This window comes from Collinsella sp. HCP28S3_G2 (genome assembly GCF_052065125.1).
In the GTDB taxonomy this organism is placed as follows: Bacteria; Actinomycetota; Coriobacteriia; order Coriobacteriales; family Coriobacteriaceae; genus Collinsella.
This window is the reverse complement of sequence record NZ_JBQHUO010000018.1, coordinates 1-17,999: the sequence shown is the minus strand read 5'-3', so window position 1 is coordinate 17,999 and position 17,999 is coordinate 1. Positions and strand designations below refer to the sequence as shown.

The following is a 17,999-nucleotide window of genomic DNA, read 5'->3' as shown; positions in this document are numbered from 1 at the left end:
GTAAGGGCTACCGCACGGGCCGATACTCAAAGCCCATTGTGGCATCCCGAGCCCGCGGAAAGAAGCTGCGCCGCGGGGGAGGCGACCCAAATGGCTTTCTCATATCGTCTTCTATGGTGCAATCTAACCTGTCCTCAATGCGCCAAGTTGCCACAAGGGGACAGGTGGCTTTGCACCAATCGTTGTTTGATGAAGGGCGGATTCTCGTATGGCGCTTCCTATGGTTTATGGCGGTCCCGGCCGGTATGTTCAGGGGCCGGGCGAACTTTCGCGTCAGGGCAGATACCTGTCGTGGTTGGGATGCTCCGCCTATGTCCTGTTTGACCAAGGCACCGAGGACCGGCTGCGCAAGCAGATCGTCGATGGATTTCTGGATGAAGATCTAAGCGAGCCGTTCTTTAAGATTTACAACGGTCCGTGTACGGAAGAGGCCGTTGTCGAAATGGCTAAGGAAGCCCAGGCTGAGTATTGCGACATGGTGGTGGGTATTGGCGGCGGCAAGATGCTCGATATCGCCAAGGCCGTTGCGTTTTATGCCGAGTTGCCGTTGTGCGTATGCCCCACGGCGGCTTCGATGGACGGTCCGTGCAGCGCGATTTCGGTGCTGTATCACGAGGATGGGTCGTTCGACCGCTATCTGATGCTCGAAAAGAATCCAGATTTGGTTGTGGTCGATACCGGCGTGGTCGCGGCGGCTCCGCTGCGTATGACGGTCGCTGGTATGGGCGACGCGCTGGCAACGTATTTCGAGGCTCGTTCGTGCGCCGCGGCGCACGGCGCCAACGAGCACGGTGGCGCGCCGGGACACTTGGCCTTGGTTGCGGCTCGTGCCTGCTATGACACGCTTATGGAGTTTGGTGTCGCTGCCAAGCGCGATCTTAAAAAGGGTCGTATATCGCCGGCGGTTGAGCGCCTGATCGAGTGCAATATCCTACTCTCGGGCGTCGGCTTTGAGAGCGGTGGCCTAGCGCTTGCCCATGCCATCGCCAACGGCCTGACGATTCTGCCCGAGTGCAAGGCCATGCACGGTGAGGCCGTGGCATTTGGCCTGGTGGTGCAGCTTCGTTTGGAGTGCGCGCCCGAGCTTGATCAGGTGCTCGAGTTTTGCCAGCGCGTTGGTCTGCCGACGACACTCGAGGAGCTGGGCCTTGGTGGGATTTCCGATGCCGACCTGCTGAGCGTTGCGGACGCAACTTTTAAGAACGAGTGCAATATGGCTAACGAACAGGCCAAGGTGACCAAACAAAAGCTCGTGCAGCTCATGTGCGGGGCATAGCTTGGCGCTTGATTGACCTTGTGCAATCGAGGCGGCGATAGGCTATTTGTCTCAAAGATGCGCCGCGTGTAATTTGCCCGAGGCGTGGGCCGATGGCGTATCATTATCTCTTACTTGTTTGCACTGCTCAGGGAGGGGCCGCGCATGGCGCAGGAACACGATCTGTTTGATGACATTATCGAGATCAGCAAGGGTTTCGACTTTCTTAAAAACCCACTTGGCGGCGTGACCGATGCGCTCGATCCGTCGGCGCCGCAGTGGAATCCTGCCGACTACAAGGAGCGTCCGCGCGGCAACACCATTCCGTGCCTGACCTGTAAAAACGAAAAGAGTGGCTGCTCCGCGTGCATGGATGTGTGCCCGGTCAACGCTATCGAGGTCGAGGAGGACTCCATCGAGATTCTCGACTCCTGCCGCAAGTGCGGCCTGTGCGCCGCTGCCTGTCCGACCGAGGCAATCATCTCGCCGCGCCTGGCGCCCAAAAACCTGTATGACGACATTGTCTCGGCGGCAACGAGCCACGAGACCGCCTACGTCACCTGCACGCGCGCCCTCAAGCGCATGCCGCGCGAGAACGAGGTCGTCGTTGCCTGCGTGGGCGATATTACGGCCGAGACCTGGTTCTCGGTACTGGCGGACTATCCCAACGTGAGCGTGTACCTTCCGCTGGGCGTGTGCGATAAATGCCGCAACACCGGTGGCGAGGATATCCTGGGCGAGGCGATTGCGAAGGCTGAGGAGTGGTCTGGCACGGGTATGGGCCTGGAGGTCGACCCCAAGAGCCTCAAGTGCCATAAGCTCCGCGAGTACGAGCGCAAGGAGTACATGGAAAAGATTGCCCGCACGACGGGTCTGACGGTGACCAAGCTCAACCCGGCGACGGCGGCGCTGGCCTCGGTGACGCAGAAGTTGAAGGCCCACCGTCACCAGATTACTCAGCTGGAGCGCACGCTCAACACCATGTGCGGCACCACGACGGCAAAGCGTCGCCGTTCGCTCACGCATGGGCGGCAGCTGGTGCTTTCGACGCTGCAGAACCATCCCGAGCTTGCCCAGAACATGCAGGTGAGTACGCCTGAGTGCGATTTTGAAAAGTGCACGTCGTGTGGCGAGTGCGTCAATGTATGCCCCACGTTCGCCTGCGATTTGGTGGGAAGCGGCCGCTTCGCGTTGGAGTCCACGTATTGCTTGGGCTGCGGTGCCTGTGTCAAGGTTTGTCCCGAACATGCGCTCAAGCTGGTCGAACACGATGCGTCCAACTTGGTCGTCGTCGACCCCGAAGCCGAGGAAAAGGCCGCTCAGAAGGCCAAAGCCCACGAAGAGGCCCAAAAGGTAAAAGCCGAGGCGAAGGCCAAGCTCGACAAGATGCTCGACCAGGTGGAGAAGCTCGCGGACTAGCCAGCTACCCCAATCTCTGCTTCATTTGCGCCGCCGCGGTGTCCGGATTCGCCCGGATGCTGTGGCGGCGCTATACTTATACAGTTTGAAGTACCTGTACCAAAAGGAGCTGTCGTGTCCCTTTCCATCGGTATCGTGGGCCTGCCCAACGTGGGCAAGTCGACGCTGTTCACCGCGCTTACCAAAAAGACCGGCCTTGCCGCCAACTACCCGTTCGCCACGATCGACCCCAACGTGGGTATCGTCGATGTGCCCGATAGCCGCCTGCAAAAGCTCGCCGACATTGTCAACCCTGGCCGCATTGTGCCGGCTACGGTCGAGTTTGTCGACATCGCGGGCCTGGTGAAGGGTGCCAACGAGGGCGAGGGCCTGGGCAACCAGTTCTTGGCAAACATTCGCGAGACCGACGCTATCTGCGAGGTCGTGCGCTATTTTAAGGATCCCAACGTCATGCGTGAGGTGGGTCGTACGGGCGAGTTCGTCGATCCCGCCGGCGATGCCGACACCATCATGACCGAGCTTATCCTGGCCGACATGGGCACGCTCGAGAAGCAGCTGCCTAAGCTCGAGAAGGAGGCCAAGCGCGACAAGGAGCTCATGCCCAAGTTTGAGGTCGCCAAGCGCCTGCTCGCCTGGCTCAACGAGGGCAAGCGCGCCGCGTCCATGGAGATGACCGACGAGGAGCGCGCCGCTGCGAAGGGCCTGTTCCTACTCACCATGAAGCCCATCTTGTATGTGGCCAACGTGGACGAGGACATGCTCAACGAGGACCTGGCGCCCATCGATGGCGTCAAGCCACTGCCGATCTGCGCCAAGATCGAGGCCGAGCTTTCCGAGCTCGATCCCGAGGATGCGGCCGACTACCTGGAGAGCCTGGGCCTGGAGCAGCCCGGCCTGGACGTGCTCGCGCAGGCAGCCTACAAGCTGCTCGGTCTGCAGTCGTTCTTTACGGCTGGCGAGATGGAGGTCAAGGCCTGGACGGTGCGTCAGGGCGCGACCGCCCCGCAGGCCGCCGGTGTCATCCATACCGACTTTGAGCGCGGCTTTATTAAGGCCGAGGTCATTGGCTATGACGACTACATCGAGCTCGGTGGCGAGCAAGGCGCCAAGGCTGCTGGTAAGCTGCGCATCGAGGGCAAAGAGTATGTCATGGCCGATGGCGACGTCGTGCACTTCCGCTTTAACGTGTAAGGACGGCGAGCATGTTTAAATATGGAAAAAAAGCTGGCTACATGGGCATCGCGCTGCTGGTGCTTGCAGTGCTTCCGCTGGTGGTCGCAGCGTTTGTAATCCCCAACATTGGTCCCGAGGTGGCAACAAAGTTTAATGCCGCCGGTGAGGTGACGCGCTGGGGCAAGAGCTACGAGCTGCTGGCATTGCCGGTGCTCAACCTGCTGCTGAGCGTGGCGACGTACTTTACGGCGGGACGCCAGGCAAAGAACAATGAGGACTCCGCCGCCATGGCGCGCATCGTGTGCGAGCGCTACCTGCGAAACGGCTGCATCACGGGCGCATTCCTCAACGTAATTAACGTCTACTTTATGTATTCGGCGATTACCGGCACAGGCTTTGGCCTGGGCTTTTAGCTTGCGCCTTTAGGCAACGAGCCTGCAAGCATATTCGATGGCTGCTGCGAGGCCGCCGCTCGATCGTGGTTGAAAGACCACATCGGCGGCGGCCTCGTTTTCGTATCCGGCACCGCGAAGGCAGAGCGCGATACCGGCTTCCAAGAGAAGGGGCAGGCCACACTGGCTGGTTGTGATTACGGCAGCCTGATTGAGTGAGCAGCCGTGCGCTTGGCATTGGATGGCAAGTTCACCTTGCGCCGGGCAAGGGACCAAAACGGCGGCGACGCGACTTGATAGCAATGCAAATGCTGTGCGCTCATCGGGCGAAAGGCATTCTGCTTCAACGACGACGAGCTTGGGCGGTGCGCTGTTTGTGCGAAGCGTGGCTCGGTACATGCGGACCGAAGAACCCGACATAGAAAACTCCTGTATATTAGGCAAAACGTAAACTATAGTTTACGTTTTTGTTTTGCTCCATTTCAAACTCGTCTGCATGAACGAACATGCGAAACAGATTCTTGGCGAGCGAGTCGAGCGGACGCGCAAGGCCCTTGGTATCTCCAAGGTCGATTTTTGCGTGGCGGTTGGAATCAGCCGACCTTATCTCGATCAAATCGAAAGAGGAACGGCAAACAGCACGCTCGAGATTTTATTTAAACTTGCGCCCGCGCTTGGCATGACGGTGTCAGAGCTTCTCGAGGGCATTGAGTAGGCGTTTTTGCTAGATTTGTCGTTTGCTGAACGGGTCCCCCCGACGGCGGCGTGCAAAAACCCGAGTATTCAGCATCCCTCAATAAATTGACAGCAACCGAAGGCGTAAATACGATGCTTGCTGTTTTGGATTATCCACAAAATTCATTATTATGAGGAATAATAGACGCATGGGACGAGCCTATCGAACCGAAAAGCGATTTACAGCTAGCGGTTTTAACGTTTCCGGAAGGGGCGGGTGCTGAAAACTCCGCTTTTTGCACGTTCCGAGAGGTACCACGTGCCCCACAAGGCCCAAAGAGGCGGATTTTGTTTTAGCTACACCATCGGGATGCGGTCATGGTTGACCTGGCTGTAGAACAGGCGCTGAATCTCGGCCGCATCACGTGACTGGCCGAGCGCCCACATGGTCTTGGCCACGAGCGTTTCGGTGGTCATATCGTCGCCGCGTAAAATACCCGGATGGTCGGCGTAGGCACGGCCGACCTCATAAACACCCAGATCGAGGCCCTCTTCGGGGACCTGTGTGGTCATAACGACGGTGCGACCCGAATCGACCCAGCGGAAAATTGCCTCCTGGAATGACTCGCCGGACTCGCCAAACTCGGGAATACCGCCAATGCCAAAGGTCTCCAGAATTACGGCGTCGTAGCTATCGGTCAGGGCGTCCAATATGCCTGGATTCACGCCGGGCGTGAGCTTAAGGACAAACACGCGCGGGTCGATACTGTCGTAGAAACGAACCGCTCTCTCATTCTGGTGGGTGCCGTGGAGCCCGTTGCGCACGATGCGGTCGTTGCGGATGTAGGCAATGGGCGGATAGTTGACGCTAATGAACGCGTTAAAGCTCATGGTGCGCTGCTTGCGGGCGCGCGTGCCGGCGATGGCCACGCCGCCAAACACGATTGAGACGTCGTGCGAATGCTCGTCAAGCGCATAGAGCAGGCTCTGGTACAGATTGAGCTTGGCATCGGTAAAAGGGTTGCCCATGGGCTTTTGCGAGCCGGTGAGCACGATGGGCTTGGGGCTGTCCTGAATCAGGTAAGAAAGCGCCGCCGCGGTGTAGCTCATGGTGTCGGTGCCGTGCAGAATCACGAAGCCGTCGTGGTCAGCATAACCCTCGACGATGACGTCGCGGATACGCATCCAGTCACTCGGACGCATATTGGTGCTGTCGATGTTCATGGGCTGCACCACGTCGAGCTCGCAGAGGCCCGAGATCTCGGGGACGCTCTGGGCGAGTTCCTCACCGGTCAGGGCGGGGGAGAGGCCGTTGCCGTCCTCGGTCGATGCGATGGTGCCGCCCGTGGCGATGAGAAGGATGCGCTTCATGTTGGTGTTCCTATCGTATTTGCCGCCGCAGAGGCGGAGTCGTTCGGCAGTATTTTGGCACAGGGCGTCCAATGTTCAAACGTATTACATCATCTGTAACGTTTGGTAACACTTCAATTGCCGTCAAATAGGGGCCCAGGTCGTGCGTTTGCCGTGCGCTGATGGCTGCGAGGGACGAGAAACCCCATATAACGTGTACACTATGAAAGTTATTCTCGTTTATTCGCGCGGGTGAGCATCGGCTCCCCGCCAACAAGAGGGGAAAACCATGGATCAAAAGGCTTCCGCAAAGGTCCTCGTACTCGACTTTGGCGCGCAGTACGGTCAGCTCATTGCCCGTCGCGTCCGCGACCTCAACGTGTATTCCGAGATCGTTCCCTGCGACATCTCGGCCGATGAGATTCGCGAGATGAACGCCTCTGCGCTCATCCTTTCCGGCGGTCCGGCCTCCGTGTACGCCGAGGACGCTCCGTCCATCGATCCTGCCATCTTTGACCTGGGCCTTCCCGTCCTGGGCTTCTGCTACGGCCATCAGATCACGGCCGTGACGCTCGGCGGCAAGGTCGGCCACTCAGAGGTGGGCGAGTACGGCCGCGCTACCATCACACGCACGGCCGGCGCCAAGCTCTTTAACTCCACGCCCATGCAGCAAACCGTGTGGATGAGCCACCGCGACGCCGTGTCCGAGGTGCCCGAGGGCTTTACCGTTACCGCCAGCACCGACGTGTGCCCGGTTGCCGCTATGGAGTGCCCCGAGCGCAAGATTTTCACCACGCAGTTCCACCCCGAGGTCAAGCACTCCGAGTACGGTCAGCAGCTGCTGAGCAACTTCCTGTTTGAGATCTGCGGCCTGGAGCCCAACTGGAGCATGGACAACCTGGTCGAGACCATGACGGCCGAGTTCCGCGAGAAGGTCGGCGACGACCGCGTGATTTTGGCCCTGTCCGGTGGCGTCGACTCCTCCGTCGTGGCTGCGCTGGGCGCTCGCGCCGTGGGCAAGCAGATGACCTGTGTGTTCATCAACCACGGCCTGCTGCGCAAGGGCGAGCCCGAGCAGGTGGAGGAGGTCTTCACCAAGCAGTTCGATGTCGACTTTATCCACGTTCACGCCGAGGACCGTTATGCCGAGCTTCTGGCCGGCGTGACCGAGCCCGAGGAGAAGCGCCGCATCATCGGTACTCAGTTCTGGAAAGAGTTCTTCGCCGTGGCGCAGCAGCTCGAGACCGATGGCAAGCCGGTCAAGTATCTGGCTCAGGGCACCATCTACCCCGACATCATCGAGTCCGGCGCTCGCAAGACGGGCGGCAAGACGGCCACCATCAAGAGCCATCACAACCTGATCCCGTTCCCCGAGGGCGTACACTTCGACCTCATTGAGCCGCTTGATCACTTCTTTAAGGACGAGGTCCGCGCGCTTGGTCTTGCACTGGGCCTGCCGGGTCATATCGTGTTCCGTCAGCCTTTCCCGGGCCCGGGTCTGGCCATCCGCATTATCGGTGCGGTCGACAAGGAGAAGCTCGAGATCCTCAAAAACGCCGATGCCATCGTGCGCGAGGAGCTGGATGCCTACAACCAGCGCCTGTTTGAGCAGACCGGCGAGCGCAACTCTGAGCACAGCTGCTGGCAGTATTTCGCGGTCCTGCCCGACATCAAGTCCGTTGGCGTTATGGGCGACGAGCGCACCTATCAGCGCCCGATCATCCTGCGTGCCGTCGAATCCAGTGATGCCATGACCGCCGACTGGGCCAAGCTGCCCTACGAGGTGCTGGCCCGCATTTCCGGCCGCATCGTGGCCGAGGTTCCCGGCGCCAACCGCGTGTGCTACGACATCACGTCCAAGCCGCCCGCGACCATTGAGTGGGAGTAGGCTGATAGGGTTCTGACCTGCATTTTTGAGTGCCGCACTGTGCCGCTGAGTTTCGTTTCGTACGAGAGTCATGGCAAAGCCGCCAGCGATGTTGGTGAGTAAATACGATAACCGAGCCTCCGTTCCCGCGTTGGGACGGAGGCTTTTTCTTTGTCGTTTTACTCCCTTTCACCTGCGATTTCGCAATTTACTCCCCCGTGTTTCAAGACGGCAAGGCACGGTGCGGCATTCGGAGGAACGGGAGTAAGGATTCATCCCAAGTGAGTAGACGCGCGATTTTTGTCTCCGAGAGCCAAACGGGGCCGTTTCGGGGCCTGTGAAACTCAAATCGAACTCAATAGGATTTTCGGCGGTCTTCTCACAGCGTTTTCCCAGGTGGTTAATGGGGAGTAAAGAATCTCGCCGCCTCAATGAAAACGGGAGTAACCAGGGGAAATGCAGCGGCGTACTGCCGCGTGCCGCCGTGTAAGCCACCGCGTCATTTACTCCCCAGGTGCGCCGGAAATGCCTTGGCATGCAATGGGGAGTAAAAACTCAGCTTACGCAGGCCCGAGCGGCGCTCGCCGCCTGGTCCACCGTCCTGATTCGGTTGCGTTGATCGCGAAATGCGGAGAGCCGCTACAGCGAGGCTTTCCAGTCCTCGTATTCGTCGGCGTCGATCTTGCCGTTTTCGAGCTGCGCGCGCTTCTCTGCCCACAGTTCGATCGCCATCGCGGCTTTGGGCGCGTGCGGCGCCTTGGGGTTCAGGGAGAGGCCCGTGCCGTCGGCTGCGGGCACGATGCCGAAGGAGTCCTCGAGCCGCACGAGCAGCGACATGAGGTCGCCCGCAGTCTCGACGCCGTAATCCTTGAGGGCGTTGACGGACACGCCGAGCGCCGCGGAGATGGACTCGAGCAGCTCGGGCTTCACGGCGCGGATGCCGCTCTCGTAGTGGCGCACGGCCCCCTCGGTCAGGCCGACCGCCTCGGCGAGCTGCGCCTGCGTCATGCCGCGCGACTTGCGGTACCGCCTTATGTTCTCGCCTACGGACATGAGCCCTCCTCCTGGAATTACGTACCAGCACATCTTATCAGCGTACGCAAATGTACGCAATTCTATTGACAGTACAGATATGTACGTTTACTCTGAATCTGTGAACCGTACGTATCCGTACGCCATTGATTGGAGGAGCCATGGACGAGAAGGTGGCGAAGACGCCGAGGCCGCACATGCTGGACGCCGACGAGGTCGCGGAGCTGCTGAGGATCAAGAAAGGCAGCGCCTACGAGGTGATCAGGAAGATAAACGCCGAGCAGGAGGCGCGCGGGCGCGTGGTCATCCGCGGGCGCGTTCGAAGCGACGTCTTCGACGCCCTGTACTTCCCGGAGGTGGACTGACATGCCCGTGTACAAGGACGACGGCAACGGCACGTTCTACGTGCAGTGCTACTACCGCGACGCCCGCGGCTCGAAGCGCCACAAGACGAAGCGCGGCTTCTCCTCCGAGGTGGAGGCCGCAGTGTGGGAGAGCCAGTTCAAGAGCCTTAACGGCGGGGCCATGGACATGACGTTCTCCGAGTTCGTCGAGGTGTACGCCTCCGAGGTGAAGCCGCGCATACGCGAGCACACGTGGATCACCAAGGAGTACATCATCAACGACAAGCTCGTGCCGTTCTTCGGGGACATGCGCATGTGCGACGTGAGGCCGATCGACGTCATCAGGTGGCAAAACGAGCTCACCGAGCACCGGGACGCCGACGGGAAGCCCTGGGCACCGACGTACCTGCGCACAGTGAACAACCAGCTCAACGCCATCTTCAACCACGCCGAGCGCTACTACGGCCTCAGCGACAACCCGGTGCGCAGGGTCGACAAGATAGGCTCGAAGAAGGGCGGCGAGATGCAGTTCTGGACCAAGGACGAGTACCTGAGGTTCAGCGAGGCCGTCATGGACAAGCCTCTCTCATTCCACGCCTTCGAGCTGCTTTACTGGACGGGCATACGCTGCGGCGAGCTCCTGGCGCTCACGCCGTCCGACTTCATGCTGGAGAGCTCGCGGCTGCGCATCAACAAGTCGTACCAGAGCCTCAACGGCGTTGACACCGTGACCGACCCCAAGACGCCCAAGTCCGTGCGCACGATCGTCATGCCCGCCTTCCTGCGCGACGAGATGGCGGACTTCATCGAGATGCGCGACGACGTCGCCCCCGACGAGCGCCTGTTCGCCGTGACCAAGCACTTCCTGGCCCACGAGATGGAGCGCGGGTGCAAGGCGTCGGGCGTGAAGCGCATCCGCATACACGACATACGCCACAGCCATGTGAGCCTGCTGATAGAGATGGGCTTCTCCGCGCTGGCCATCGCCGAGCGCATGGGCAACGAGGCGGTGGACATCACCTACCGCTACGCGCACCTGTTCCCCACGAAGCAGGACGAGATGGCCGCCGCGCTCGACGGGGCGAGGGGGTAAGAAGGATGCCGTGCGAGAACAGCGCCCGCAAGCGCAGCAAGACGATGGCGTTCCGCTGCACGCCCGAGGAGCGCAAGCTCATATGCGAGATGGCAGCCTGGAGCGGCATGAACAGGCAGGACTACATCATCGCCAAGCTCACCGATACCCAGGTCGAGGTGAGGCCCTCCGTGAGCGTGCAGAAGGCACTGAGGGACTCGATGGCGGAATTGGCCAAGGAGGTGCGGCTGGCGGCCTCCTACGGCGAGCTGAGCGAGTCCCTGCAACAGAGAATTGAGCACGTGATGAGGTTCTTCCTAGCGCTCGGCGAGCCTGTTGACGCGCCGACGGAAGAGACATCGCCACGAACTACGTTTTTGGAAGAGCCGGTTCCATCCGTCATCGATGCGGGTTCCGACACCGCAAGCATCTTCGAGATGGGACGCAGGTAGGGCTTAGCGCCAGACCTCCAACGCCTTGTCCGCAAGCCATTCGGCGCGATCGGCGATATCGCCCTCGTTCCAAGACTCCTTCTCTAGGGCGCCGGCCATGGTCGCAAGGCCGGCGGCGCAGAGGGCAAGGCCGTCCTTGTATCCCTTTCCCTGCTTCTTGGTGGGCCAATCGGCATCGCGGATGGAGGCGTTGAGCGAATGCGTGATGATGGCGAGGTTGCCGAGCGTGAGGAGCTTCCGGTCCCTTCGCGTGGCAGCCTCATCGTCGAGGGCTCCCCATTTGTTGCGCCACTTCTTGGGCATCATGTGCTCGAGGGTGTACTGGTTGAACCCGAGCAGGGCCGTGCTGCTCATGCCCGGACGAATGGCGCTTTCCAGCAGATAGAGGACGCCCTTGGACTGGAGGTTGTACAGACACGATTCCTCGAATGCCGCTCGAACCTCGGCGTCGCCGGGCATGTACGTCGTCGCCTCGTCATTGGCTTCGAGAGCCTTCCTCAGCGCCTCCGCGCCCTTCACCTCGTTCAAGATCAGCGAGGTGAACAGCCTGTTGTAGTTCTTCGTGGTCGCCTGAACCAGCATTCGGCGGACGATGTAGCTCTCGAGCAGGGCGTAGATCTTAGATTCCTCGCTCGAAGACTCCGCGTTCTTTCGAACGTAGAGCACGTACGGGATGAGCGTCGAGTTCTTGAGGCCGAATATCAGCACGTTCAGGCGCTCGACGCCGGAAGCGGAGGGGATGTCCGCGTCGCAGTAGCCAGGGTCGAACGTGGACTCGAACGCCTCGGCATACGCCTTCATGTTGTCGAGAATCTCGACCTTGTCGCCGTTGCAGTACCTGCCGATGAAATCCTTGTAGGACTGGAAGAGGTTCGAAGTACGCGAATAGAAGAGCTTGTCCTCGGTCGTGACGCCACGCCTCTTGTCCTGGACCAGAATCTGGAGGAACGCGTCGAAGAAGAGGTCGACGAGCGTGCGCTTGATGCGCCCGGTAACGATCTCCTGCTCCCAATACTCCCTCTTCTCAGCCGTGGGCTCGAAGACGTCTTCCCAGCACTCCTTGAACGCCTGCTCGTTCTCGCGGTTGAAGAAGTAGTTCTTAAGGAGCTCCGCCGTCGTCAGGCGCACCCCGAGCGAGTTGATGGTGTCGAATATCTGCTGCTCGTCCTCGCCCTCGGTAAGATCGATGCAGACGAACTGGACGTTCGACTTGATCGTGTTCCTGTCAACCTTCTCCGGGTCGATATTCTTGAGGAAGTAGTTGTAGGCAAGGACGATGGCCGAGGAGCCCTCGAGGGGTTCGCAGCCCGTGGCGCTGACGACCTTTTCGAAATCCTGCCGGTCGTACTTGCCGTGCCTCAAGGCGACATCGCCGGTCTCCAGGACGAAATCTCGCTCAAACAAATTGTTGGTGCCGTTTTTTGCACAGAGTGCCTTGAAGAAGATGACCATGGTCGTGAGTCGCTGCTGGCCGTCGATGACGGTGCGAACCTCGGAGACCTCGGACCAGGTGTTGCCGGAGGAGGCCTGCTTCAGGATGATGGAGCCCAGGAAATAGGGCCGCTTCGAGGCCGTGACGAACTCCATGTCGCCGAGGAAACGCTCCCATTGCTCTTCTCCCCAGACGTACGCCCTTTGGTAAAAAGGTATTTCGAGCAGGCGCGATCCGTTGAACACGCCGCTTATCGTTGCTTTTCCTGCATCCATCCTTAAAGCCCTATCTATCCTTTGCGGTTATTGCTGGCGGGGTCAATTTTATCAATACGCTGCTTGACCCTTTAATGTTCCCGGTCCTTGCCGTCTTCTCCCCAGAAGGTGCTCGAAGATGATGCGCAGGTCCTCGTCATCAAGGCAGCCGCCCTCGAGGCAGCCACGGTCGATGGTATCGATCATCGTCTGCCCCTTCTTCTTCGAGCGGTCGTAGATCACTGTGTCGAGGGATAGCTCCCTGCCGTCGCGCGTGAACATCTCGTGCATGAATTCGGCACTGTTCGCTTGACTCCAATCGCGTACCGCGTGCTCGAGCGGGCCGCTTTCCCTCGATATGGCGACATCCCAATGCTCGCAGTTAAGCAGAAGAAGTCGGTTCATGAACTCGACGCCCGAAAAACCGAGTCTCGCAAACGGCGGAAATAGAGGGTCATCTGAAAAGACCGCAGCATACTCACTGCTCAACGGCATATACGCGAGATGAAAATCGTACGAGTCGTCCTCGGGCCCGATGATGAACATAGGCATCGACGTCGTAACGAACCCTGAGCCGACGGGTGCCCTAAGGATGGAGAAGCTCTTCTCAAAAAAAGCCTTTCGAATACGGTTAACTGGCACAATATCATCGTTGGAGAAGAGCATGGTTGCGGCGGCGGCAAGCTCGACCACCGCTTGGGAATCCCCGCGCCAATCCGACCAATCGAGCAAGCCGAGCTCATAGGGTGTCAGATGAACGTTTCTGAGCAGCTCTTCGGCAGTCTCGCGTGACCATTTCTTGTCGACGCGCATACTGATAGGGTGCCGGACGATGATATTTGCTGCCAGCTCGCAAACGGCGGCTTTCCCATCAGAATACCCTTCGTCTTCGCACTGGTCTTCTTTCTGGCGTTCCAAAAAGCGATCGTAAAGCGGCGCGATGCGGCTCTCGAGCTCAGATAGCTTAACCTCGATGAGGTTCTGCGCATAGAATCTGTCTGTCGCATCGCCTGTCGCATCGGCATGCTCGACCTCATAAAGATCGCGCATGCTGCAAAGGTTCTCGCAATTCGTGCGGAAGAAGGAGCCCTTCTGTCTGCTGTAGGCATGAAGCTGCCCGGAGGAATCCGCGAAATGGCGCAGGTAGAACCGCGGCACCCAGTGCTGCTTTCGCGTCATCTTTCCGGGCAGCTTCGACATCCTAAGCCTTCACCGCCTTTTTATTATGTAATGGCTTAGTGTTATTGAAGACTTACTTACTCACTGTAATCATGTTAGCACACCGACCAAGGATTTCTATGAGTCCTTATTTGTTCCACCCTTTGGCAATAGTCGCTGTCGTCACGAGCAAGCCGCTTGCGACTTCCCACGCGGAGTTAAACAATAATTGCAAACTGAAGCTGCAAATCCACCCGACAAGGCTCTTTTATAAAACCCATTGTTTAGACGACCAGCAATCTCATCAGGCTTTCACCTTGAATAGTTTCCCAGCCAATCTGCGTGACTGCCTCCGACAGCTGTCTATCATGCGTAACCAACAGTAACGCGCCAGAGAAACCGCTCAGCATTTCCTGCAGCGCCTCAATAGAGCCCACATCAAGATGATTCGTAGGCTCGTCGAGTACGAGGAGGTTGGGATTCGTAACAAGCTGTTCAGCAAGCATGAGTTTGCGGAGTTCGCCAGGACTCAAATCGTCGCCATCGAGCAGTCTGTCAGGGTCGGAGTTCAACCGCGCCACGATGGAGAGGATGCGACCTTTCGTCTCCTGGTCCTGGTCTCGGAGATGCCTCAGGGCTCGCTCGCGTTCCTCTGGCCCGACGTCCTGGGGAACGTACGCAACTTTGACATTATCAGGAACAGATTCGATGACGCTTCGTACCACCAGGCTCTTTCCCGTTCCGTTCGCACCGGTCAACACCACGTGATCCGTTGGCGAGATCCAGAGCTCCGGCACATCTATCGAGAACTCGCCAGCAGACAGTCGCGATGCCTCCAAGTGCGCCACGCAGCTTGAGCGCGCGGCGACGCCGAACTCGCCGATACGATGGTCGTATCTTTTCGAGACGGTTTTCTCAGAAAGCTCTGCCTCGGCCTTTGCGAGCCGCCCGCTCATTTTGGACGAGAGCCTCCCTGCAACGCCGTCCTTGCCAGAGACTATGGCGCGTCCGATCTTCTCGCGAGCGTCGCTGTCTTTTTTGCTCAAGCCGCGCTTGCTTCGCTTGCCCTTCTGACGTGCCGCCTCTTCGCTCCTGCGCTGGGCTTCTGCCTTCAGGCGCTTCGCTTCACGAGAGGCTTGCTCGCGATCCCTCATCGCAGAGGCGCGTTCGCTCGCCGCCTGGTCGCTTGCCTTTGAGTACCCGCCGGGGCGCATGGTCCAACGCGCGCCCTCGCACATGAGGCTCTGGCCCACAAGGCTATCGAGCAGGTCTCTATCGTGCGAGATGAGGATGCCGATGCCGCTGAAGGAGGCCAGCGCCTCCTTCACGATGTCGCGCGTGGCGGCATCGAGGTCGTTGGTCGGCTCGTCCATGATGAGGATATCTGGTTGTGCATAGAGGGCGCATGCGATTTGGATCCGCTTCTGTTGACCGCCCGAGAGCGTGTCGTAGCGCCAGAACCAGTCGTCTTCGATGCGGAGCAGTGCCCTTGCCCGTTGCGCCTCCTTGCCCCAATCCGATGCGAGATCGAAGAGATCGTCCGGTTCCTGCGTCGAGTCTTGCTGGCAATACGACGCGAACAGACTCGGGCTCACTGTCCCGGAATCGGGTGTAATAGCGCGGGCGGCGATACGGGCGAGCGTGCTCTTCCCGCATCCGTTGTCGCCGATGATGCCCGTCCATCCCGATGGGAACGTGGCGCTGACGTCTTCGATGGCAGGCGATGCCGTACCGGGGTAGGTATAGCTGATGTGAGTGAGATTCAGTTGCATGGCGAGCTCCTTTGAGAGGAGGTCGCGCAGGGTCAGGCACGCGATGTATGGATTCGGAACGAGAAGGCACTGAAGCGATGCGGCACCCTGAAGCGCGACCGGATGTACAGAGTGGTCGTATGGGGTACCCGAAACGGGCATCGCTAGTTCTTCATCTAACCTGACCTAACTCGAAGCGGCGCTTGCCAAAGGCCCCGCTGGATGATTGATATCTAGGATTATAGCATGGTGATGTACCACGAAAGCGTACATATCCGTACGTTTTCGTGGTACACTCCGCTTGTCGGACAAATCTGTACGGTTTTGTCCCGACGCTCCGAGACTCGGGGCGCGCCGGACCGGATGCGGCGAGGCGCGCCCCACGCTAGAGAGGACGCGACCCATGCGCACGATAGCAATTTCCAACTACAAGGGCGGCGTCGGCAAGACGACGACCGCCGTGAACCTGGCGGCCATCTTCGCCGCCCGGGGCCTTCGGACCCTGCTCGTCGACCTCGACCCGCAGGCGTCTGCCACAGACTTCTTCGCCCTCTACGACCGGGCCGCCTCCGAGCGGCGCACCTCGGTCGAGCTGCTCTACGGCGGCGCCCCCGTGGAGGAGGTCGCCTACGCCGCCGGGGAGGGCCTCGACGTGGTGGCCTCGACCATCGACCTCGTCGACCAGAACGAGATGCTCCTGCGCGAGCAGCGACTCAAGTTCGCCCTCGACGACGCCTCGGGCTCCTACGACGTCTGCCTCATCGACTGCAGCCCCGTGATGCGCAGGCTCGCCTTCAACGCCTACCTCGCCGCGGCGGAGGGCGGCATGGTGGTCATCCCCGTGAAGCTCGACTCCACCGTGATGCGCGGCACGGCGCTCACCGTCGAGGCGACGCGCTCCATCGCCGACGCGCTGCGCATGCCCACGCCCCGCTGGAAGATTCTCCGCACCTGCGTGCCTGGCCGCATGACCAACGCCGAGGCCACGGGCGCGGCCGTGCTCGACGGGTTCTTCCCGGGCGAGCAGTTCGAGACGGTTATCCACGCGAGCAGCAAGGTCTGCGAGGGCAGCTGGCAGTGGAAGCCGGTGGCGGCATTCGAGCCTGGGAGCCGCCCCGCGCGCGACTACGAGGCTCTCGCCGACGAGGTGTCCCGTGAGCTCGCCTAGCCAGGTGGCCGCGGGCTTCACCATCACGGGGCTGCTCGACGGCGCGTCGCGCACCCGCGGCCGCTACCCGGTGTCCGAGATCGCGGTGGCAGACATCGCCGACCACCCGGCGAACGCCGCGTACTCCATGGACCCGGCCGGCATAGCCGAGCTCGCCGAGTCCATACGCCAGGACGGCCTCACCGACCTGCCGCTCGTTCGCAAGGTGGGCGACGGCTCGTGGCAGATGGTCTCCGGGCACCGGCGCAAGGCCGCCTACGCGCTGCTCGCGAAGGACGACCCCGCCTACGAGAGGATGCCCTGCCGCGTGATAGAGGGCATCGACGACGAGAGGGCGGTGACGCTGCTCCACGCCGCGAACTACTTCACCCGCGCGCTCACCGTGACCGAGCGCGCCGCCGCGACCGAGGCGCTCAGGGGCGACGCCGTGCGCCTGCGCTCCGAGGACCCCTCGCTTTCCGGCATGCGCGTCGACGACGTGAAGGCCGCCATCATCGAGCGGCAGACGGGCCGCAAGGTCTCCGGCAAGACCATCGCGCGCGAGGAGAGGCTGGCCCGCCGAATCGCGGAGGACCTCTCGCCCGAGTGGGCCGCCGAGGCCGACCGCGGCAACCTTTCCGCCGAGGCGGTGCGCTCGCTCGCGGGCATGCCGAAGGAGCGCCAGGCGGAGATGCACGCCGCCATGGAGCCCTGGCGGCGCACCAAGCGGGAGCTCTCCGACTACGTGAGGAGCGAGGGCAAGACGCAGGCCGGCCCCGACGGGCGCATCGCGAAGGCCGCGAGGCTCGTCGCCGACTTCCTCGAGAGCCCGCCCGAGAGCCCGAGCGCGGCCGACCTCTCGCTGCTGCGCGAGATGGCGATCATGACCGCGCCGTACGCGGATGCGGGCACCGATGCCCGAAAGCGCCGCAGAGGGGCCTCAGGCTCGAAATCCAGCAAGTAGCCTATGGCGTCCGACATCGCGTCGGGCGTCCATAGCACTTGGGGACCGGGCGGCTTCGGACCCGTCATGCCGCGGGCCGTTTGGGAGCCCGCTTTCGCGAGGCCCGGTCCCAGAGGCGGCGCCCGAGCCGGGCCGCCGCCAGCGGGGGCTCCCCCGCGCCCCCAGAGTCACCCCCCCCCCCCCCCCCCGCCCCCCACCCCACAAAAACACAAAAAAAACAAAAAAACAACCCAACAAACCAAAAACACACACACAAACTAAA

The 17,999-nt window shown here is 60.6% G+C and carries 17 protein-coding genes; 11 read left to right on the top strand and 6 right to left on the bottom strand.

What is annotated here, in order from left to right; genetic code table 11:
• Window positions 1-208 precede the first annotated feature (208 nt).
• The 4 genes from ACTNB2_RS08440 to ACTNB2_RS08425 all read left to right on the top strand — a co-directional run bounded on the left by ACTNB2_RS08440 (window position 209) and on the right by ACTNB2_RS08425 (window position 4,260).
• Entirely contained in the window at window positions 209-1,276 is a 1,068-nt protein-coding gene (locus tag ACTNB2_RS08440) for a glycerol dehydrogenase (protein WP_441042352.1), read from the top strand.
• Window positions 1,277-1,420: 144 nt separating this feature from the next.
• A complete protein-coding gene (locus tag ACTNB2_RS08435; RefSeq protein WP_441042350.1) occupies window positions 1,421-2,674 on the top strand; it encodes a 4Fe-4S binding protein in 1,254 nt (417 codons plus the stop codon).
• Between the two features lie 114 nt (window positions 2,675-2,788).
• On the top strand, window positions 2,789-3,865 hold the full coding sequence (gene ychF, locus ACTNB2_RS08430; protein ID WP_089572784.1) for a redox-regulated ATPase YchF: 1,077 nt from the start codon (window positions 2,789-2,791) through the stop codon (window positions 3,863-3,865).
• Window positions 3,866-3,876: 11 nt separating this feature from the next.
• A complete protein-coding gene (locus ACTNB2_RS08425) occupies window positions 3,877-4,260 on the top strand; it encodes a DUF1648 domain-containing protein (RefSeq protein WP_154517947.1) in 384 nt (127 codons plus the stop codon).
• Window positions 4,261-4,269: 9 nt separating this feature from the next.
• On the opposite strand, the gene ACTNB2_RS08420 is transcribed toward ACTNB2_RS08425, so the two are convergent.
• A complete protein-coding gene (locus tag ACTNB2_RS08420) occupies window positions 4,270-4,659 on the bottom strand; it encodes a hypothetical protein (RefSeq protein ID WP_441042349.1) in 390 nt (129 codons plus the stop codon).
• A 76-nt stretch (window positions 4,660-4,735) separates the two neighbouring features.
• On the opposite strand from ACTNB2_RS08420, the gene ACTNB2_RS08415 reads away from it, so the two are divergent.
• A complete protein-coding gene (locus ACTNB2_RS08415; protein WP_441042347.1) occupies window positions 4,736-4,954 on the top strand; it encodes a helix-turn-helix domain-containing protein in 219 nt (72 codons plus the stop codon).
• 317 nt (window positions 4,955-5,271) lie between these two features.
• Here the strand turns inward: ACTNB2_RS08415 and ACTNB2_RS08410 are convergent, their stop codons facing one another.
• Window positions 5,272-6,285 (bottom strand): asparaginase, encoded by a 1,014-nt coding sequence (locus ACTNB2_RS08410; protein ID WP_441042345.1) that lies wholly within the window; start codon window positions 6,283-6,285, stop codon window positions 5,272-5,274.
• Window positions 6,286-6,553: 268 nt separating this feature from the next.
• On the opposite strand from ACTNB2_RS08410, the gene guaA reads away from it, so the two are divergent.
• Window positions 6,554-8,152 (top strand): glutamine-hydrolyzing GMP synthase, encoded by a 1,599-nt coding sequence (guaA, locus tag ACTNB2_RS08405; protein WP_441042343.1) that lies wholly within the window; start codon window positions 6,554-6,556, stop codon window positions 8,150-8,152.
• A gap of 618 nt (window positions 8,153-8,770) precedes the next feature.
• Here guaA and ACTNB2_RS08400 read toward each other — a convergent pair.
• Window positions 8,771-9,184, bottom strand: coding sequence for a helix-turn-helix domain-containing protein (locus ACTNB2_RS08400; RefSeq protein ID WP_022349661.1), 414 nt, complete (start codon window positions 9,182-9,184; stop codon window positions 8,771-8,773).
• A gap of 140 nt (window positions 9,185-9,324) precedes the next feature.
• Here ACTNB2_RS08400 and ACTNB2_RS08395 point away from each other — a divergent pair, with 140 nt between their 5' ends.
• From ACTNB2_RS08395 to ACTNB2_RS08385, 3 genes are read left to right on the top strand one after another with little or no spacing between them, the layout of a single operon-like run.
• A complete protein-coding gene (locus ACTNB2_RS08395) occupies window positions 9,325-9,528 on the top strand; it encodes a hypothetical protein (protein ID WP_006681531.1) in 204 nt (67 codons plus the stop codon).
• 1 nt (window position 9,529) lies between these two features.
• Window positions 9,530-10,600 (top strand): tyrosine-type recombinase/integrase, encoded by a 1,071-nt coding sequence (locus ACTNB2_RS08390; protein ID WP_441042341.1) that lies wholly within the window; start codon window positions 9,530-9,532, stop codon window positions 10,598-10,600.
• Window positions 10,601-10,605: 5 nt separating this feature from the next.
• Complete coding sequence (locus ACTNB2_RS08385; protein ID WP_032746262.1) at window positions 10,606-11,031, top strand: plasmid mobilization protein; 426 nt, start codon at window positions 10,606-10,608, stop codon at window positions 11,029-11,031.
• Between the two features lie 3 nt (window positions 11,032-11,034).
• On the opposite strand, the gene ACTNB2_RS08380 is transcribed toward ACTNB2_RS08385, so the two are convergent.
• From ACTNB2_RS08380 to ACTNB2_RS08370, 3 genes are all read right to left on the bottom strand, one after another.
• Window positions 11,035-12,708, bottom strand: coding sequence for a DUF262 domain-containing protein (locus tag ACTNB2_RS08380; RefSeq protein ID WP_441045750.1), 1,674 nt, complete (start codon window positions 12,706-12,708; stop codon window positions 11,035-11,037).
• An 81-nt stretch (window positions 12,709-12,789) separates the two neighbouring features.
• A complete protein-coding gene (locus ACTNB2_RS08375) occupies window positions 12,790-13,917 on the bottom strand; it encodes a DUF4238 domain-containing protein (protein ID WP_441042335.1) in 1,128 nt (375 codons plus the stop codon).
• 242 nt (window positions 13,918-14,159) lie between these two features.
• A complete protein-coding gene (locus tag ACTNB2_RS08370) occupies window positions 14,160-15,647 on the bottom strand; it encodes an ATP-binding cassette domain-containing protein (RefSeq protein WP_441042332.1) in 1,488 nt (495 codons plus the stop codon).
• 382 nt (window positions 15,648-16,029) lie between these two features.
• Here ACTNB2_RS08370 and ACTNB2_RS08365 point away from each other — a divergent pair, with 382 nt between their 5' ends.
• A complete protein-coding gene (locus tag ACTNB2_RS08365; protein ID WP_349105744.1) occupies window positions 16,030-16,794 on the top strand; it encodes a ParA family protein in 765 nt (254 codons plus the stop codon).
• Window positions 16,781-17,737, top strand: coding sequence for a ParB/RepB/Spo0J family partition protein (locus ACTNB2_RS08360; protein WP_441042329.1), 957 nt, complete (start codon window positions 16,781-16,783; stop codon window positions 17,735-17,737). Before ACTNB2_RS08365 ends, ACTNB2_RS08360 begins: the two co-directional genes overlap by 14 nt.
• Window positions 17,738-17,999: the final 262 nt, after the last annotated feature.